This is a genomic window from Flavobacterium sp. ARAG 55.4 (assembly GCF_051846875.1).
Taxonomy (GTDB): Bacteria; Bacteroidota; Bacteroidia; order Flavobacteriales; family Flavobacteriaceae; genus Flavobacterium; species Flavobacterium plantiphilum.
Window position 1 is genome coordinate 29,716 of the sequence record NZ_JBPYCT010000005.1, and the last position, 17,924, is coordinate 47,639.

At 34.6% G+C, this 17,924-nt stretch carries 17 protein-coding genes and 1 pseudogene; 1 reads left to right on the forward strand and 17 read right to left on the reverse strand.

Annotated features, from left to right (window positions below; all coding sequences use genetic code 11):
* Positions 1-73: 73 nt before the first annotated feature.
* The 17 genes and pseudogenes from trpB to ACSV4D_RS07615 form a co-directional block, all read right to left on the reverse strand.
* A complete protein-coding gene (gene trpB, locus ACSV4D_RS07535) occupies positions 74-1,255 on the reverse strand; it encodes a tryptophan synthase subunit beta (RefSeq protein ID WP_439227872.1) in 1,182 nt (393 codons plus the stop codon).
* 39 nt (positions 1,256-1,294) lie between these two features.
* Positions 1,295-1,978, reverse strand: a pseudogene (locus ACSV4D_RS07540) (phosphoribosylanthranilate isomerase); the annotation flags it as partial.
* Between the two features lie 47 nt (positions 1,979-2,025).
* Positions 2,026-2,805, reverse strand: a complete 780-nt coding sequence (trpC, locus tag ACSV4D_RS07545) for an indole-3-glycerol phosphate synthase TrpC (protein WP_439227714.1) — start codon at positions 2,803-2,805, stop codon at positions 2,026-2,028.
* Between the two features lie 51 nt (positions 2,806-2,856).
* Positions 2,857-3,849 (reverse strand): anthranilate phosphoribosyltransferase, encoded by a 993-nt coding sequence (gene trpD, locus ACSV4D_RS07550; protein WP_439227715.1) that lies wholly within the window; start codon positions 3,847-3,849, stop codon positions 2,857-2,859.
* 62 nt (positions 3,850-3,911) lie between these two features.
* Entirely contained in the window at positions 3,912-4,478 is a 567-nt protein-coding gene (locus ACSV4D_RS07555) for an anthranilate synthase component II (protein ID WP_439227716.1), read from the reverse strand.
* A gap of 92 nt (positions 4,479-4,570) precedes the next feature.
* Positions 4,571-5,971 (reverse strand): anthranilate synthase component I family protein, encoded by a 1,401-nt coding sequence (locus ACSV4D_RS07560; protein ID WP_439227717.1) that lies wholly within the window; start codon positions 5,969-5,971, stop codon positions 4,571-4,573.
* Positions 5,972-6,302: 331 nt separating this feature from the next.
* Entirely contained in the window at positions 6,303-6,869 is a 567-nt protein-coding gene (locus ACSV4D_RS07565) for a YceI family protein (protein WP_439227718.1), read from the reverse strand.
* 27 nt (positions 6,870-6,896) lie between these two features.
* Entirely contained in the window at positions 6,897-7,529 is a 633-nt protein-coding gene (locus ACSV4D_RS07570; RefSeq protein WP_408078746.1) for an NAD(P)H-dependent oxidoreductase, read from the reverse strand.
* Between the two features lie 12 nt (positions 7,530-7,541).
* The gene (locus ACSV4D_RS07575) at positions 7,542-7,994 is read right to left on the reverse strand and encodes a MarR family winged helix-turn-helix transcriptional regulator (RefSeq protein WP_408078748.1); all 453 of its coding nucleotides are present in this window, start codon (positions 7,992-7,994) and stop codon (positions 7,542-7,544) included.
* Between the two features lie 167 nt (positions 7,995-8,161).
* Positions 8,162-9,124, reverse strand: coding sequence for an alpha/beta hydrolase (locus ACSV4D_RS07580; protein WP_439227719.1), 963 nt, complete (start codon positions 9,122-9,124; stop codon positions 8,162-8,164).
* Positions 9,125-9,135: 11 nt separating this feature from the next.
* The gene (locus ACSV4D_RS07585; protein ID WP_439227720.1) at positions 9,136-10,356 is read right to left on the reverse strand and encodes a sodium:proton antiporter; all 1,221 of its coding nucleotides are present in this window, start codon (positions 10,354-10,356) and stop codon (positions 9,136-9,138) included.
* 230 nt (positions 10,357-10,586) lie between these two features.
* Complete coding sequence (locus tag ACSV4D_RS07590) at positions 10,587-10,880, reverse strand: chaperone modulator CbpM (RefSeq protein ID WP_408078754.1); 294 nt, start codon at positions 10,878-10,880, stop codon at positions 10,587-10,589.
* Positions 10,877-11,776 carry a DnaJ C-terminal domain-containing protein gene (locus ACSV4D_RS07595; protein WP_439227721.1) on the reverse strand — a complete coding sequence of 300 codons (900 nt, stop codon included), beginning with the start codon at positions 11,774-11,776 and terminating at the stop codon, positions 10,877-10,879. Before ACSV4D_RS07595 ends, ACSV4D_RS07590 begins: the two co-directional genes overlap by 4 nt.
* A gap of 269 nt (positions 11,777-12,045) precedes the next feature.
* On the reverse strand, positions 12,046-14,283 hold the full coding sequence (locus ACSV4D_RS07600) for a cation:proton antiporter domain-containing protein (RefSeq protein WP_439227722.1): 2,238 nt from the start codon (positions 14,281-14,283) through the stop codon (positions 12,046-12,048).
* Between the two features lie 140 nt (positions 14,284-14,423).
* Positions 14,424-15,770, reverse strand: coding sequence for an adenylosuccinate lyase (gene purB, locus ACSV4D_RS07605; RefSeq protein WP_408078760.1), 1,347 nt, complete (start codon positions 15,768-15,770; stop codon positions 14,424-14,426).
* 97 nt (positions 15,771-15,867) lie between these two features.
* Positions 15,868-16,563: an SIR2 family NAD-dependent protein deacylase gene (locus ACSV4D_RS07610; RefSeq protein WP_439227723.1), complete on the reverse strand. Its 696-nt coding sequence runs from the start codon at positions 16,561-16,563 to the stop codon at positions 15,868-15,870.
* A 4-nt stretch (positions 16,564-16,567) separates the two neighbouring features.
* Positions 16,568-17,089, reverse strand: a complete 522-nt coding sequence (locus tag ACSV4D_RS07615) for a GNAT family N-acetyltransferase (protein ID WP_408078765.1) — start codon at positions 17,087-17,089, stop codon at positions 16,568-16,570.
* Between the two features lie 121 nt (positions 17,090-17,210).
* On the opposite strand from ACSV4D_RS07615, the gene ACSV4D_RS07620 reads away from it, so the two are divergent.
* The gene (locus ACSV4D_RS07620) at positions 17,211-17,873 is read left to right on the forward strand and encodes a TrmH family RNA methyltransferase (RefSeq protein WP_439227724.1); all 663 of its coding nucleotides are present in this window, start codon (positions 17,211-17,213) and stop codon (positions 17,871-17,873) included.
* Positions 17,874-17,924 lie beyond the last annotated feature (51 nt).

The following is a 17,924-nucleotide window of genomic DNA, read 5'->3' on the forward strand; positions in this document are numbered from 1 at the left end:
ATGCTGAGCTTGTCGAAACACAAAATAAAAGATTTAGCGAACAGCCCGACCCGCCGCGGCGGGTAACGCTTTGTTAAATTTTAAAATGTTCGATATAATTGTTTAAATCCTTATCGCCCCGTCCTGAAAGGCAAATAACAACTATATCTTCGGGTTTGAATTTTTTATCGTTCAGGACCGCTAAGGCATGTGAGGACTCGATTGCCGGAATAATTCCTTCCAGTTTACACAGTTCCAGACCGGCGTCCATAGCGTCATCGTCAGTCACAGAGAAAAACTCGGCACGACCAGTTTCGGCCAGATGTGCGTGCATAGGTCCAACACCCGGATAATCTAAACCTGCCGAAATAGAATAAGGCTCAGTGATTTGTCCATCTGGAGTTTGCATCAAAAGGGTTTTACAACCGTGGATGATACCTACTTTTCCCAGTTTGCTTGTGGCAGCACTGTGTCCGGAATGGATTCCTTTTCCTGCTGCTTCTACAGCAATGATTCCTACTTCGGGCTCGTGTAAAAAGTGGTAAAAAGTTCCGGCAGCGTTACTTCCGCCACCTATACAGGCTACCACATAATCTGGATTTTCACGTCCTTCTTTTTCTTTTAACTGCCATTTGATTTCCTCAGAAATGATACTTTGAAAACGTGTTACCATATCCGGATAAGGATGAGGTCCAATGGCAGAACCGATGATATAATGGGTATCCACCGGATTGTTAATCCAGTCGCGAATAGCTTCGTTAGTCGCGTCTTTTAAGGTTCTTGAACCTGAAAGTGCAGCACGGACTGTTGCACCCAGCATTTTCATTCGGGCTACGTTTGGCGCCTGACGGGCAATGTCAATTTCGCCCATATAGACAATACATTCTAATCCCATCAAAGCACAAACGGTAGCGGTTGCTACACCGTGTTGTCCTGCTCCGGTTTCGGCAATGATACGTTTTTTACCCAGTTTTTTAGCGACTAAAATCTGTCCAATAGTATTGTTGATTTTATGTGCTCCGGTATGATTTAAATCTTCTCTTTTCAGGTAGATTTTAGTATTGTGCTTTTCAGAAAGACGTTTGGCAAAATACAGCGGACTAGGACGTCCTACATAATCTTTCAGTAATTGGTCAAACTCAGCTTTAAAACCAGGTTCGGCCATGATTTTTAAGTATTCCTGACGTAATTCCTCTACATTAGGATATAACATTTCAGGAATGTAAGCTCCTCCAAATTGGCCATAATAGCCTTTTTCATCAACGTTGTATGACATTTTATATGTTTTATTGGTAGTAATGCGTTGCAACGCATTTTTACATAATTGTACGTTTTTTAATCCCGGTTCTATTTCAAATTTACTGTTTACATCAATAGCATAAACCGGTAAATTGGTTTTTAGTATTTCATTAACAGCATCTATTTCATCAGTTCCAATGCCTCCGCTTAAGAAAAACGGTTTCTTTGATGGATATTTTTCCAATACTTTCCAGTCAAATGTAGTTCCGTTTCCTCCGGGTAATTTTCCTTTGGTGTCAAAAAGAAAATAATCGCAGGCATTTTCAAAAGCTGCTAAAACAGAAAAATCAAAATCGTCGGCAACAGAAAATACTTTTATAATTTCGATAGCGTTTGCTAATTCAGTTTTCAAATTTAAACAAAAATCTACAGATTCCTTGCCATGTAACTGAACTGCCTGCAAATCGTGTTGTTGTACTTTTGCAAGGATGTTTTCGATTGTTTCGTTGACAAAAACCCCCGTTTTTTTAATCGATTTTGGCAATTCAGGGATAACACCATCAAAATAACGAGCCGATCTTTCCCAGAAAATAAATCCCATATAATCGGGCAGGAGCGCGCCTACTTCGAGTATATTATTGGGATATTTCATGCCACAGATTTTAATCCCCACCCCAGCCCTCCCCGAAGGGGAAGGAGTCGTTGTGTTGTATTTGTTGGTGTTTTCCATTTTATTTTGTAATAGTAAATCATTCCCCATTTTTTATTTCCTTAAAATTAGAGTTACCCTTCGGGGGCGTAGGGGGATTATAGTTTCTCAATAAACATCGTTGCTGCTTTTCCGGCATTGTCGGTTTTCATGAAGTTTTCACCAATTAAGAAGCCTTTGTATCCGTAAGGTTTAAGTTCATTTATTGCTTCAACTGAACTGATGCCACTTTCGGAAACTTTTACAAATTCATTCGGAATTAAGTCGGCCAATTGTTTACTGAAATCCAAACTTACTTCAAAAGTTTTTAGGTTTCTGTTGTTTACCCCAATCATATCCAATGTAGGCATGATGGATTTTTCCAATTCTTCCTGATTGTGAACTTCTAATAAAACTTCTAATCCTAAGCTTTTAGCAAATTCAGACAAGGATTTGATTTCCTCACGCGTTAAAACCGCTGCGATTAGCAAGATCAAATCGGCTCCGTGGGCTTTGGCTTCTAAGATTTGGTATTCATCAACGATGAATTCTTTTCGCAATAACGGAATATTCACAGAAGCTCTAGCTAACAATAAATCGTCTAAAGAACCGCCAAAATACTTTCCATCCGTTAAAACTGAAATTCCGCAGGCACCGGCACTTTCATACCCTTTTACGACTTCTTCAACTGTAAAACCATAATTGATTTCCGCTTTAGAAGGCGAGCGGCGTTTGTGTTCGGCAATAATTCCAGAATTGCTATTTCGCAAATTGTTGCTTAAAGAAATGGTTTTTTTATCAAAGAAAACCGAAGCTTCCAATTGTGATACCGGAATAATTGATTTTTTAAGAATGACTTCTCTTTTCTTGTCAACGATTATTTTATCTAATATGTTCATTTTTTTTAAGATGCTAAGTTTCTAAGATACTGAGGTATTTAGTTTTGGTTTTTAAAGGGATAACTGTTGTAATTTTTTCAAAGCTGTCAATCCTTTGCCAGAGAATAAGCTTTCTTTAGCTTGTTCAAATCCTTGTAAAGGCGTGCATCCTGTTACGGTAGCAATTGCCATAGCAGCATTGGCACAAACCACATTGTTTTGCGCTTCAGTACCTTTTCCGGAAATAATATTCAGGAACATTTGAGCTGATTCTGCAACGGTGCTTCCACCTTCAATTTCACTTTGTTTGATTATATTAACTCCGAAATCTTCAGGATTTAGCATTCCTTCTGTACTATGCGTAATTACTTTGGTAGCTCCCGTTAGCGAAACTTCATCATAACCATCTAAGGCGTGTACGATGGTAAAGTTACTATCGGTATTTTGATAAAGATATGCATACATACGAGCCAATTCAAGGTTAAAAACACCTAATAATTGGTTTTTAGGGAATGATGGATTAATCATTGGACCTAAAATATTGAAAATAGTTCTTACTGCTAATTCTTTTCGAATAGGTCCCACATTTTTCATAGCAGGATGGAATAGTGGAGCGTGAAGAATACAAATTCCAGCCTGATCCACACATTTCTTCAAGAAATCAGAGTCGTTACTGAATTTTATTCCTAAACTTTCCATTACATTACTGGAACCTGTAATAGAAGAAACACCATAATTTCCGTGTTTGGTTACTTTAATTCCTGCTCCGGCTGTGATGAAAGAAGCCAAAGTAGAGATATTAAAAGTATCTTTTCCATCTCCTCCGGTTCCTACTAAATCAATGGTGTTGTAATCGGATAAATCAATACGAACACACAACTCCTGAAGCGCCTCTCTAAAACCAGCTAATTCGTCAATACTAATGCTTCGCATCATGTATACGGTTAAAAAAGCGGCTATCTGGCTGGTGTTATAGTCTCCGTTAGAAATGTTAACCAACACGTTTTTAGCTTCTTCTTTAGAAAGCAATTCGTTGTTGATTAATCTATTTAATATGTTTTTCATTTTTTTTTAAGTTGCTAAGAATCTAAGTAACTACGGTTCTAAGTTTTTTTATTAACTGAATATTATGAATTTACCCAGTTTTCAAGCATTTTTTTTCCATTAGGAGTCAATACACTTTCTGGATGAAACTGTACTCCGCGAACATCATAAGTTTTATGACGCAATGACATCACCTGACCGTTTTCGTCAAAAGAAGTAGCTTCTAAACTTTTTGGCAAAGTAGCATCAACTACCCATGAATGGTAACGACCGACTTCGAATTCTTTGTCTAAACCTTGGAATAAAAGTTCGTCGTCAACCACTGTTTTTACGTTGGTTGCTACTCCGTGATACACTTTGTCTAAGTTAGAAAGTGTTCCGCCGTAAACTTCGCCAATGGCTTGTTGACCAAGGCAAACTCCAAAAATGCTTTTAGTAGGACCATATTTTTCAATAACTGGTTTTAACAAACCTGCTTCATCAGGAATTCCAGGACCTGGTGACAAAAGGATTTTATCAAAATGAGCAATTTCGTCTAATTCAAATTCGTCATTTCTATACACAGTAACCTCACAATTCAAATCTTCAAGATAATGCACTAAATTGTAAGTGAAACTATCGTAATTATCTATAACTAGTATTTTCTTCATTTTTTCATTGAAAAATTAAAAGATTAAAAGATTGAAAAATTAGCATAGTAGTCAATCTTTAAATTCTTAAATTATTAAATCTTTAAATTATTTTAAATAGTTTCTGCTAAATCTAAAGCTGTATTTAAAGCTCTCAATTTGTTGTATACTTCCTGCATTTCACTTTCTTCATCTGAACTGGCCACAATTCCGGCGCCCGCTTGTGAATGCAATTGGTGGTTTTTACTCAGGAAAGTACGAATCATAATGGCGTGGTTAAAGTTGCCTTCAAAATCCATAAAACCAATGGCACCTCCGTAAAAATTACGATTTGTTTTTTCGTAATCTTCAATTAATTGCATGGCTCTGTGCTTTGGAGCTCCACTCAGGGTTCCGGCAGGGAAGGTATCGGCAACAACCTGCATTGCGGTCGCATTGTCATGTAAATGTCCGGTAACTTTTGAAACTAAGTGGATGACGTGAGAAAAGAATTGAACTTCTCTGTAACGCTCCACATTTACATTATGTCCATGACGGCTTAAGTCATTTCGAGCCAAATCTACTAACATCACATGTTCGCTGTTTTCTTTCTTGTCTTCCGATAATTGTTTGGCTAAAACAGCATCTTTTTCGTCATCACCAGTTCTTTTGAAGGTACCGGCAATAGGGTGAATTTCGGCTTTTCTGTTTTTTACGATAATTTGAGCTTCTGGAGAAGAACCAAATATTTTAAAATCACCATAATCAAAAAAGAATAGGTAAGGGGATGGGTTGATGCTTCTTAAAGCGCGATACACGTTGAATTCGTCTCCTTTGAAACCTTGGGTAAAACGTCTAGAAAGAACCAATTGAAACACATCTCCCCGGTGACAATGTTTTTTAGCTAAGGCTACATTGTGTTTGAATTCTTCGTCAGTTAAATTGGATTTCCCTTCGCCATCTCGTGAAAATTTATAAGAAGGAATATTTCTGGATTGCATCAACTGCTCAATTTCTGAAATGTTATTTGTGTCATCTACACTGTGACAGAAAATATAAGCCTCATTTTTAAAATGATTGATGGCAATGATATTTTGGTAAACTGCATAATACACATCAGGAATTGTGGTTTCTTCATCTTTTTTAGCGATAGTTACTTTTTCAAAATAACGTACAGCATCATACGAAATGTAACCAAATAATCCATTATTGATGAACTTGAAATTGTTTTTCTCTGATTTGAATTGACCTGAGAATTGCTGAATTACTTCTGGAATATTCGTTTTTGCATCGATAGCACTGGTTTCGGAAGTTCCGTCAGGAAATTGTTTTAGAATCGTTTCGTTTTCAATTTTTATCGAAGCAATAGGGTTGCAACAGATGTACGAAAAACTGTTATCATTTCCGTGGTAATCACTGCTTTCCAGTAATAAACTATTTGGAAATCTATCTCTTATTTTAAAATACACACTAACAGGAGTAATCGTGTCAGCTAGTATTTGCTTGAATTTTGTATTTAGTTTAAATTGTTTCAATGGGAATAAATTTAAAATTTGTAAGCATTTGTTTGTAATTCGTCTGGCATAAAAAAAAGGCCTGTCGTGATGACAAGCCTTTTATATTTATTTAGAATAATACCATAGGAGCTTAGTTCACGACTATTGACGTAAATTGTTCCACCACCAAGTATTATTTGTAATTGTTTTCATGTTGCAAATATAGGAATGTAATTTTAATTTACAAATACTATAAAATAAAAAATAGATTTTAATTTGATAAAAGATGAGGAATTTTAGCTAAAAAAGAAACCCCGACAAGAAAATGCCGGGGTTGTCTCCAGTAAAATGAGTATTAATTACGTATTAATTAGAACTTTAAAGCTACAGCTAAGTCAAATTCGTCATTGATTGTTTTATCTCCCAGGTTTTGAAAGAAGTTACCAGAATTGTACTCAATGCCATATTTAGTTCTGTCTACCTTAAATGCTGTTGTTGCTGTATTTCCATTTACGGTAATATCAAAATTAACAGGTTTAGTAATTCCTTTGATAGTTAAATCAGCAGTTACATTGTAAACGTTTGCTGATTTTGCGCCAATTTTTTTGAACACTAATGTAGCAGTTGGATATTTATCTGTACCAAAGAAATCATCCGCTTTAAGATGTCCGTTTAATTTTCCTTGATATTCACCAGTTAAATCAGTGGCAGTAAGAGAAGTCATGTCAACCGTAAAAGAACCACCTGCTAATTTCTTTCCTTTAAATACTACAGCACCATCTTTAAAGTTTACCGTTCCTGAGTGTTCTCCGGTTACTTTTTTACCGACCCATTTGATAGTTGATGCTTTGGTGTCAATTTTTTTAGTTTGTGCATTTACTGAAATGCTTGCTACAGCTACGAATAATGCTACTGCAATTGTTTTTAAATTTTTCATTTTGTTTGAATTTGATTTAATTAATAATTATAATGTGATAAATAATTCTTCTTCTGATTTTCTGACTTTTTTATAATGCTGTGTAGCATCTTCTTCATGTCTGTACCCTAATGTAGCAATAAGCGAAGTGTTAAGGTTTAGTTTGTCCAGACCTAAAATTTCGTTTAGCTGTTCAGGAACAAATCCTTCCATAGGAGTAACATCAATTTTTAATTCAGCAGCAGCATTTAATAAGTTTCCTAAAGCCAAATAAGTTTGTTTTGAAGTCCAGATGTTTTTGGAATCATCGGATAGTGTTACAATTTTTGATTTCATAAAATCACCATAAGCGGCTAATGATTCTACAGGAATGTTTCTTACGGTACTAATATTACTAACATATTCATCTATATCAGAATTGTCCAGTTTTGTTTTATTTGCAAAAACAATAAGATGAGATGCTTCTGTGATTTGAGATTGTCCCCAGGCTGCAGGCTGGATTTTAGCTCTTATTTCGGGATTTTCAACAATAATTACTTTGTAAGGTTGTAAGCCGTAAGAAGAAGAACTCAGACGGATCGCTTCTTTTAAAGTTTTTAAATCTTCTTTTGATATTTTTTTTGTTGCATCAAATTTCTTTGTTGCGTATCTCCAATTTTGGTTTTCTAAAAAATTGCTCATGATATTCTATTGTTAATTTCTATATTTTTCTAATAAATTGTTTAATTGTTCTAATTCTTCGATAGTCAGATTATTTGTCAAAGCATTTTCGTGTTCAATCACTTTTGGATCCAGTTCGGCTAAAACGTTTAACCCTTTTTGAGTAATCAGAACTTCTATTTTTCTGCGGTTGTCCGGACAAACATTTCGGGTAACCAATTCCTTTAATAATAATTTATCTACCAGTCTTGTTGTATTGCTGGTTTTAGCAATCATTCGTTCCTGAATGACACACATATTAGCGGGATTCCCTTTTTGACCTCTTAGAATACGCAATACGTTGTATTGTTCTCCTGATAAATCATAAGGTTTTAAGACTTCATTAAACTTTTCGGTCAAAACATTCTGTGTATACATGATATTGAGAATAATTTTTTTCGAAAGGTTTAATTCAACCGTACTTTTTATTTCATCTTCAATTTTCATTCCAATACTGTTTTTATTTGTTGGTACAAATGTAACACTTTTTTTATTTGTATATACAAATATTTAAATAAAAATTTTGATTTATTTTTGTTGTTAAAGCATAAAAAGTCTTGTTAAGTATTGATTATGCTGGGTTTTTTGTATGTTTTTTTTACAAAAAATAAGTTTTAAAAACGATTTGTTTTTAATAAATCAGCTTTAGGAGGAGTGATTTCTGATTTGGTTTTGTCCATAATTCCCAAATCATAGAGCCATTCTTCACATAAGCTCGTCCATAAATTTATAGACTTTGGATTGTTTTTTAATGCGATAGAATGACCGCCTTCAGGAAAAATATGTAGACTTCCTGAAATATTTTTATCGGTAATGGCCTGATAAAACAGCATTCCGTTAACAGGATTTACAACAGGGTCATTTTGTGCCAAAACGATAAAAGCAGGCGGAGTAGTGGCAATAACCTGTTTTTCATTTGAAAATAATTCTATTTTTTCTGGAGCCGGGTTTTTCCCAAAAAAATTATCAAGGCTTCCCTTGTGGGCATATTTACCCATGGTGATAACAGGAGAAATTAAAATCATAAAGTCAGGATGGAAAGAAAACTCATCGAGAGCATCTTTAATAGAAGAATAATCCTGAACGTGAGTTCCTAATGTTGTTGCCAGGTGACCGCCTGCAGAAGCACCCATCACACCAATTTTAGATGAATTTATCCCCCAAACTGACGCATTAGAACGAATGAATTTCATAGCTCTTTGTGCATCCTGTATAGGACCTTTTTCTCTTTCGGTTAAGTCAGGTGATGTTGGCAAACGGTGAATCAATACAAAAGCATTAATTCCCAATGTGTTTAGCCATTTGGCAAACTGAAAGCCTGCAATGTTATAAGTTAATTTTGCATAACCTCCTGGAGGACATATTAGTACAGCGCTTCCGGTATTTTCCTCTTTAGAAGTAAGGAAAGCATACATTCCCGGTTGTGCTACCTGGGTGATTCGCTCTCTCTCCTCAAGGTGTTCCAGCGACATTCCTTTGGTATTCGGCATTTTGTTACTGGGCCATAAAGGAAAAAATTCCTGAGCCTGTATAGTGCCAAAACTAAAAAGTAGTATAATAAATGTTTTGATTTTCATTTTAAATTTCATTATAATAGATCATTTTCCTGTTGCTGAAGTAATGCCTTTCTTGTTTCCTGAATAGATTTTTTTCTTTTAATTGTGGTCAGCATAATTCCCAGCATCATTATTATTGCTGTTAAGAGAATTACCTGAATGATGAGAGATTTGTTTACCAAATGAATTTGACTCTCCGGCGCAATAGATAAAAACAAAAGGATAGTAATTAATCCCCGTGGAGCAACAAATAACAAGGGAAATATTGGGATTCCTGAAATTTTTAATTGCAGAAAACGTAAAACCAGAGCGATTCCCACAATGACTAATGCCCATAGGATAGAGTCGGGGTTTATAATCTCAGAAGTTTTGATCAGATAACCAAACAGTAAAAAGAATAATGCTCTGATTAAAAAAGTAGCTTCAATAATCAATTCTTTAAATTTCTGAACTTCTTTATTCAATAAATCGAGTCTGAATTGGTGTGCCCATCGGTAATTTTTTAATTCGTCTAAATTACCTATGGATAATCCAAAAACCATTATAAAAAGAAGAGCAGGTAAATGGAATATTTTTGAAATTTCATAAATTAATATGATAAGTAAAATAATAGGTACGAACTTGATGTGATGATCTATTTTATTCAAAAGAAATGAAAGTAAAATAGTAGCAACAAAAGAAATAATAATGATAATTAAAATTTCCAAGCAAAAATAGCCAAAAGTATTGACTCCAAAACTGGTGTTGAAAGCCACGAAATTAAAAAATATTACACCAAAAATATCCGACAGACTGCTTTCATAAATCACAAATTCTTTATGACTTTGACGTAAATTACGAACGCTGGGAATGGCGATAGCACTACTAATTACACAAAAAGGGATCGCGTTGCTAAGACAGGTTTTAAAATCAAATTCAGTATAATAATAAAAAAGATAAGCGAGAGTAAAGGCCATCACAATTAAAGGTAAAAAAGACCCCAAAGTTGATTTCTTTATCAGACCGATTTTGGATTTATTCAATTCCAGTTCTAACGATCCTTCAAGTACAATCAATATTAATCCAAGAGTTCCCAGAATAGGTAAAGTAGAGCTTAGATCGGGAAGTTTTATAACGAAAAAAGTGGTTATTTCTTTTACTATCCAACCTAAAAGCAGCAACAAAATAACAGAGGGAATTTTTGTTTTTGAAGCACTCAAATCAAACAAATAAGAAACCAACAATAAAATGCAAAGTGAAATTATAATTGTCATATATTTTATTTTTTATACCATATGACTGTTAAAATACGCGGCAAAAGGTATCTTTAAGTTGGCATATGCTGTATTCTGATGTTAAAATATAAAAAAAAATATAATTTAAAGACTTTGGAATTTTGTTTTAAGTTAATTTTTTGAATTGTTGCAGGCAGTTTTTTTACTGATTTCTATAAGATGTTTAAAATCAGCTGTTTTTTTATAAACATAATGAAACAGTGTTGAGCTTAATTTTCATATAATAACAAACGATTCCTAACATTTAATAATTCTGTTTGTAAAGCATCAATTTTTTGAAGTAAATTAAGTACTACGTCAATTCCTTCTATATTTACCTCTAAATCTTTATGCATCCGTACTATTTTTTCAATTTCATAAATAGATTCTTTGTGGACATATTGTACCTGATCTACAAACTGAATTTCAATCAGACCATTTTCATTTAAAGTATTAAAAAAATTAATTTCTAATTTGTAATGCTGACAGAGCGTATTTAAAGGAATAAAATTTTCGGTATTCATGATGTTCGTAATTTAGAAAGTTCAGTAAATAATTCGGTTTCTTTATTGGAAAGATTTGTAGGTATCCTGATTTCGAAAGTAATATATAAATCACCAAAAGCACCTTCTTTCTTATAGACAGGAAAGCCTTTACCTTTTAATTTTACTTTAGTACCATTTTGAGTTCCGGGTTTTATATTTAGTTTGACTTTTCCATCAAATGTAGCCACTGTAATTTCGCCTCCTAATACGGCTTTGTACAAGTCAATTGTTTCTGTAACATACAGATTTTCTTTATCTCTTTTAAAAACAGCATGATTGTTTATCGAAAAAGTAATGTATAAATCACCTTTAGGACCACCACCTGCACCTTCGCCTCCGTGTCCGGCAATTTTGATGGTTTGACCGTTCTCAATTCCTGCGGGAATCGTAAAACGAATGTTTTTACCATTGACGGTAATGGTTTGTTTATGAGTGGTGTATGCATCTTCTAGATTTAAATGCAATTCACTACTAAAATCGGGACCTTTAAAGGCGTTACTTCTGCCTCGGTTTCTTGTTGCATTACCAAAAAGGGATTCGAAAAAATCAGAATAATCGTCTCCGTCTCTGCCATAAGATCTGAATTCTTCCTCCGATCCGCTGCTGCCATAATAGCGTTGTTGCTGATGTGCTTTTTCATATTCAGCAGCATGTTGCCAGTTTTCACCATATGCATCATATTTTTTCCTTTTCTCGGCATTGCCTAATACTTCATTGGCTTCATTTATTTGTTTGAATTTTTGTTCTGCTTCCTTATCGTTAGGATTGATATCAGGATGGTATTTTCGGGCTAGTTTTCGGTAAGCCTTTTTTATTTCGGCATCTGTTGCTTTTTTATCTATTTCTAATACTTTGTAGTAGTCTATAAATGCCATATTGAATTATTTTTAATTACTTTTTCGGTAGCGCTCTTATAGAATTTCCTTTTGGAAATATCAAAATTTAATTTGTTTTTAAATTATCTTACTATTATAAAGTTACTCAAAATTCAATTTAAAAAAGTGATATGATCATTTATTTTTGAAAAAAAAATCTTTTTTAGTACCTCTTTTTCAAACTATGTATGGAATAATATCAGAAAATTAAAAATGCCCGGATCAATAAGAAACGGGCATTTTAAAATGTATTAACTAAATTCCGAAAATTAATCCTGGAATGTTTGTGCGAGCAGTTTTTTATCTCCTACAATCCACAGCAGATCATTTTTTTCCAGGACAATATGAGATTCAGGGTTCAGGATGCGCTGTCCTTTTCGTTCTATTCCGACTAATAAACCATGGGTGCGTTCTCTAAGTTTTGATTGTCCGACACTTTGCCCAATGAACTCATTATTTGTAAGTTCAATTTGGCGTAAAATAATTTCATCTGTTACTTTTGTCGGGATTTCAATTTCATTTTGTGTTAAAAAGTTGGAGAATTCTTTGATTTGAGCATCCGAGCCAATCACGCCAATTTCATCGCCGGGGAATAAACGTTCCATTTTATTGGGAATCGGAATCATAATTTCCCCTCGCTTGATGTAAGCGATATTGACCCCTACTAATTCCCTCATTTTTATTTCACGAAGAGTCTTTCCGGCTAAATTAGATTCTCTTGCAATTTCAAAAGTCGTCATGTGTCCGTCCCAAGGGGTTAAATTAGCATAACGACGGTCAATTTTCTTTTCTTCTCTGTCATTAAGATTGGTCAGAAAATGACTTTCAATTTTATGATATTGTTCGTGTAATTTCTTCGGAAAAAACAAATAAATAATAATTGCTGTTACCAAAGCAAAAAATGCAATTACCGGAGAGAAAAATATATTTAACAGAAAACCAATGTAAAATACCGCTAGTCCCATCCGGAAAAAGAAAAGCATTAAAATAGGACCCCGGTATTTTTTTTCTTCAAATAACATGTCTACTTCCTTTACGGCAACCCGGCGTAGTGACAGCGCCCATAAAAAAGGTGAAATAATTACCATTGTAATTAATGCTGCAATAGCATTTCCAAATTTAGAATTTTCGACTAATGGTAATACAAATTTTGAAGACATTAAAATCACCGATGTAATGATAATCGTATGTAATATAATTTGGAGTAAATGTGCTCTGATTACTATCTGCCAGGTGCTTACCGATCGGATAGCCTGAGCATTTGTACTATAACGGGCAATTCTTTTCACCCATTTTCGGGGTAGTTTTTTCTCTAAATAACCGGAAAAAGGAACAGCCATCTTAACCATAAAAGGCGTTGTAAAAGTAGTTACTGCTGATACCGCAACCACTACAGGATAAAGAAAATTACTGGTAACATTCATCGACATTCCCAAAGTAGCAATGATAAAGGAGAATTCCCCAATTTGAGACAAGCTCATCCCGGTTTGTACCGATTGTTTTAGCGGTTGCCCCGAAATTAGTGCACCAACAGTCGAACTGATTGACTGACCAAAAATAGTAACTAAGGTCAGAATCATTACCGGAATAGCATATTCATATAAAGTTGCTGGATTAATCAGCATCCCTACGGATACAAAAAAGACGGCACCAAATAAATCTTTTACAGGTTTTATTAAATGTTCGATGTGTTCTGCCTGAGTAGTTTCAGCAATGATAGATCCCATTATAAAGGCTCCTAAAGCCGGAGAAAAACCAACATTGGAAGCTAAAATTACCATCATTAGGCATAAAGCTAAGGAAAGAATCAACATCATTTCGTCTGTTAGTAAATGCTTCGTCTTTTTTAACAATGTAGGAATAAAAAAGATTCCGCCCACAAACCACGCAACCAGAAAAAAACCTAATTTAAGTACAGAAAGTAATAATTCGCCCCCTGAAAATTGCTGACTAACAGCAACTGTGGATAGTAAAACCATCATTAAAATGGCAACAATATCCTGAACAATAAGCGAACCTATTACTATACCGGCAAATTGCTGGGCTTTTACTCCTAATTCGTCAAAAGTCTTAAGGATAATAGTGGTAGAGGATATCGAGAGAATTACTCCCAGAAAGATACAATCCATTTCTTTCCATCCCATCCATTGTCCCACCAGATATCCTATAAGTACCATGGCTATAATCTGGGTAATAGCAGTAATAGAAGCAGTTCCGCCCACTTTCATCAATTTCTTAAAACTGAATTCAAGTCCTAAACTAAATAAGAGGAAAATAACCCCTATTTCGGCCCAGACTTCTACACTGTGAACGTCTTTAACCGATGGGAAAAAATCAAAATGATTTCCCGCTAAAAATCCGGCTATTAAATAACCCAGTACTAAAGGTTGTTTAATTATTTTAAACAGCAATACAGCTATACCTGCTGTCATAAGGATTAATCCTAAATCACTAATTAAAGGTTTCAGATGTTGCGATGCTTCAGCAACTGCTGCGACTGTACTCATATATTATTCTTAATTTTTGCAATCGTGTTAAATATACTAAAAGCAGTTTTTATTTCCTATTTCAGAATTAATTAAAAACAGATTCATAAAAAAAGCTATCGGTAAGGATAGCTTTTAAAAAAAAATTAAATGTCTTATAATTATATTCCTAAAAAGGTACTTGGTGTAATTTGTAATAATTCTGCTTTAATAGCATCCGATACTTCCAGTGTTCCAATGAACTCATGCATCGATTTTTTAGTAATGGCTTCGTTAGTTCTGGTTAAACCTTTTAAAGCTTCGTAAGGATTTGGATAGGCTTCACGACGTAAAATAGTCTGGATGGCCTCAGCGACTACTGCCCAGTTGTTTTCTAAATCTTCATGGAATTTAGACTCGTTCAATAATAACTTGTTTAATCCCTTTAAAGTAGCTTCAAAAGCAATAATGGTGTGTCCCATTGGTACCCCAATATTTCTCAGAACAGTACTGTCAGTCAAATCACGTTGCAATCTTGAAACAGGCAATTTAGCTGATAAATGTTCGAAAATCGCATTCGCAATTCCTAAGTTTCCTTCGGAGTTTTCAAAATCAATAGGATTTACTTTATGTGGCATTGCCGATGATCCAATTTCTCCCGCTTTGATTTTTTGTTTGAAATATTCCATCGAAACATACGTCCAGATATCTCTGTCTAAATCGATAATGATGGTATTGATTCTTTTTAATGCATCAAAAAACGCAGCAAAATGATCGTAGTGCTCAATTTGAGTAGTAGGAAACGAATGGTGTAATCCTAAATTTTCCTGAACGAATTGAGTACCAAATTGTTTCCAGTCAATTTGTGGGTAAGCCACGTGGTGGGCATTGTAATTTCCTGTTGCTCCACCAAATTTAGCCGCAAAAGGAATGTTGAATAACAAACGCATTTGTTCTTCGATACGTTCTACAAAAACAGCAATTTCTTTCCCTAAACGGGTAGGAGAGGCCGGTTGTCCGTGCGTACGGGCAAGCATGGGAACATCCTTCCATTCTACACTTAATTCTTTTAATTTTGAAATTAAAGCAATCAATGATGGCATGTATACGCTCTCAAAAGCTTCTTTTGTAGAAAGAGGAATGGCTGTATTGTTGATGTCCTGAGAAGTCAGTCCAAAGTGAATGAATTCTTTGTATTCGGATAAACCTAATTTTTCAAAGGCATCTTTGATAAAATATTCAACGGCTTTAACGTCGTGATTCGTAACTTTCTCTGTTTCTTTAATCCAAAGTGCGTCTGCAGTAGAGAAATTTTTATAGATGTCACGTAAACTTTCGAATAAATTAGGGTTTACATTTTTTAATTGTGGCAAAGGGACTTCGCACAAAGCAATAAAATATTCAATTTCTACCAATACACGGTACTTGATTAAAGCTTCTTCAGAGAAAAAAGGAGCCAATGAAAGTGTTTTATTTCTATATCTGCCATCAATTGGAGAAATAGCATTCAATTCGTTTAAAGTCGTCATTGTGTTGTTATTTTTTCGAAAGGCACAAATATAGACAGAATTTTAGGAATTTCGGGCTATTTTTTGAATAGATTTATCTACTTTTTTGAATAGATTGTTACTGAAATTCTGCTATTAATCTGTTTTTTAATTGCAGTACTCCTTCTGATGCCCGGAGCGGAAATGTTTCCAATGGATTTCTTAAATCAGGAATTTGGATTGGTTTAGGATCGATATAAAAAACAGGTACATGTGGAGGCACAAAAGCTATTAATCCTGCTGCGGGATACACCTGTAATGAAGTTCCGATAACGGCAAAATAATCCGCACTTTCAGTAATCGTAAGGGCTTCATCAAAAGCCGGTACCGATTCGCCAAACCATACTATGTGTGGACGCAATTGATTTTTATATGAATCCATATCTCCTAAATTCAAATCGCCTTCCCATTCTAAAATATACTTTGGGTTTTTGGTACTTCGCACTTTAAGGAGTTCACCATGCAAATGCAAAACTTTTTTGCTTCCGGCGCGTTCGTGCAAATCATCTACATTTTGGGTGATGATGTGCACATCATAATGAATTTGGAGTTGGGCTAATTCTTTATGTCCTGCATTTGGCTTTACCTCTTTGAGTTGACGGCGTCTTTGATTGTAAAAATCCAAAACCAATTCGGGATTTCTGTACCAGCCTTCCGGCGAAGCAACATCCATTACATCATGACCTTCCCAAAGTCCATCACCATCTCTAAAGGTTTTGATGCCACTTTCCGCACTGATTCCGGCTCCTGTTAAAACGACTAATTTTTTCTTCATTGTATTATTTCAACATTAATTTCATCAGTAAATCAGTTTGTTCATCATCACCTAATTTAAAAATATGTGTATCAAATTCCATAAAGCCATTTTTTTTATAAAAATTTATGGCTCTGTGGTTTTCCTCCCAAACTCCTAACCAAAGATAGCTTAAATCTTGTTTTTTAGCTATTTGTATGGCTTTTTCATATAATAATTGTCCAATTTTAGCTCCGTGAAACTTTTTTAAAACATAAATACGTTCTATTTCTAAAGCATTTTTGTCTTTTAGCTCTGTTTGTTCTTCTCCAAAGTTAATTTTCAAATAGCCTAGAATTTCAGTACCACGTACAGCAAAGTAGAATGCTGAATTGGGATTTGTTAATTCATGGGTTAGACGGTCAATTGAAAAATTATTTTTCAAATATTCTTTCATGTTTTCTTCGGAATTCACTTCAGCAAAAGTTTCAAAAAATGTTTGCGTGCTTATTTGTTGTAGTTTTTCTAGTCCTTCAACTCCTGTTTTTTTTATTTTTACTGTTTCCATATTCTATTTTTTTTACGAATTTAACCAATCTTTTTTTGATGGCAGAAAAGCTCGATACTTTTAGTTGAAATCTAATAAAAAATAAAAAAATGTATTTTTGCGCCAAAATTAAACCACAACAATGATTGATATAGATTACTTAAATTATCTGGAAACAATATTGACAGACAATCGCAAAGAACGTTTTTTAGAAGTATTGCAAAACCGAACGAAGCATTTTACGGTAGCTGTAGAAGATGTGTATCAGTTACATAATACTTCTGCGGTAATGCGTAGTTGCGAGGTTTTTGGTATTCAGGAACTGAATGTAATAGAAGAACGTTTTGGAAAAAGAATAGACAAGCAAATAGCCATGGGCGCTCAAAAATGGGTGGATATCAACCGACATGATTCGGTTACGAATTGTATTGCTACGTTAAAAGAGCAAGGCTACCAGATTATAGCCACCACACCACATGAAAAGGATTGCACACTGGAAAAATTTGACATTTCAAAACCAAGTGCTTTGTTTTTTGGAACAGAAAAAGAAGGTTTGTCCGAAGAAGTGATGCAAAATGCCGATAGTTTCTTGAAAATTCCCATGGTAGGTTTTACCGAAAGTCTGAATATTTCGGTTTCAGCGGCTATCATCATTCAGGATTTGACCAATAGATTGCGTCGTTCTGATATCGACTGGAAATTAACTGATGCCGAAATTCTTGAAAAACGATTGGATTGGGCCCGAAAATCAATTAAAGATATCAAACGAATTGAAGCCAGATATTTCGAAGAAAATCCTAAGTAAGTTGCTGAGAAGCTAAGGCTCTAAGTGAAAATGAACTCAGAATCTTAGCTT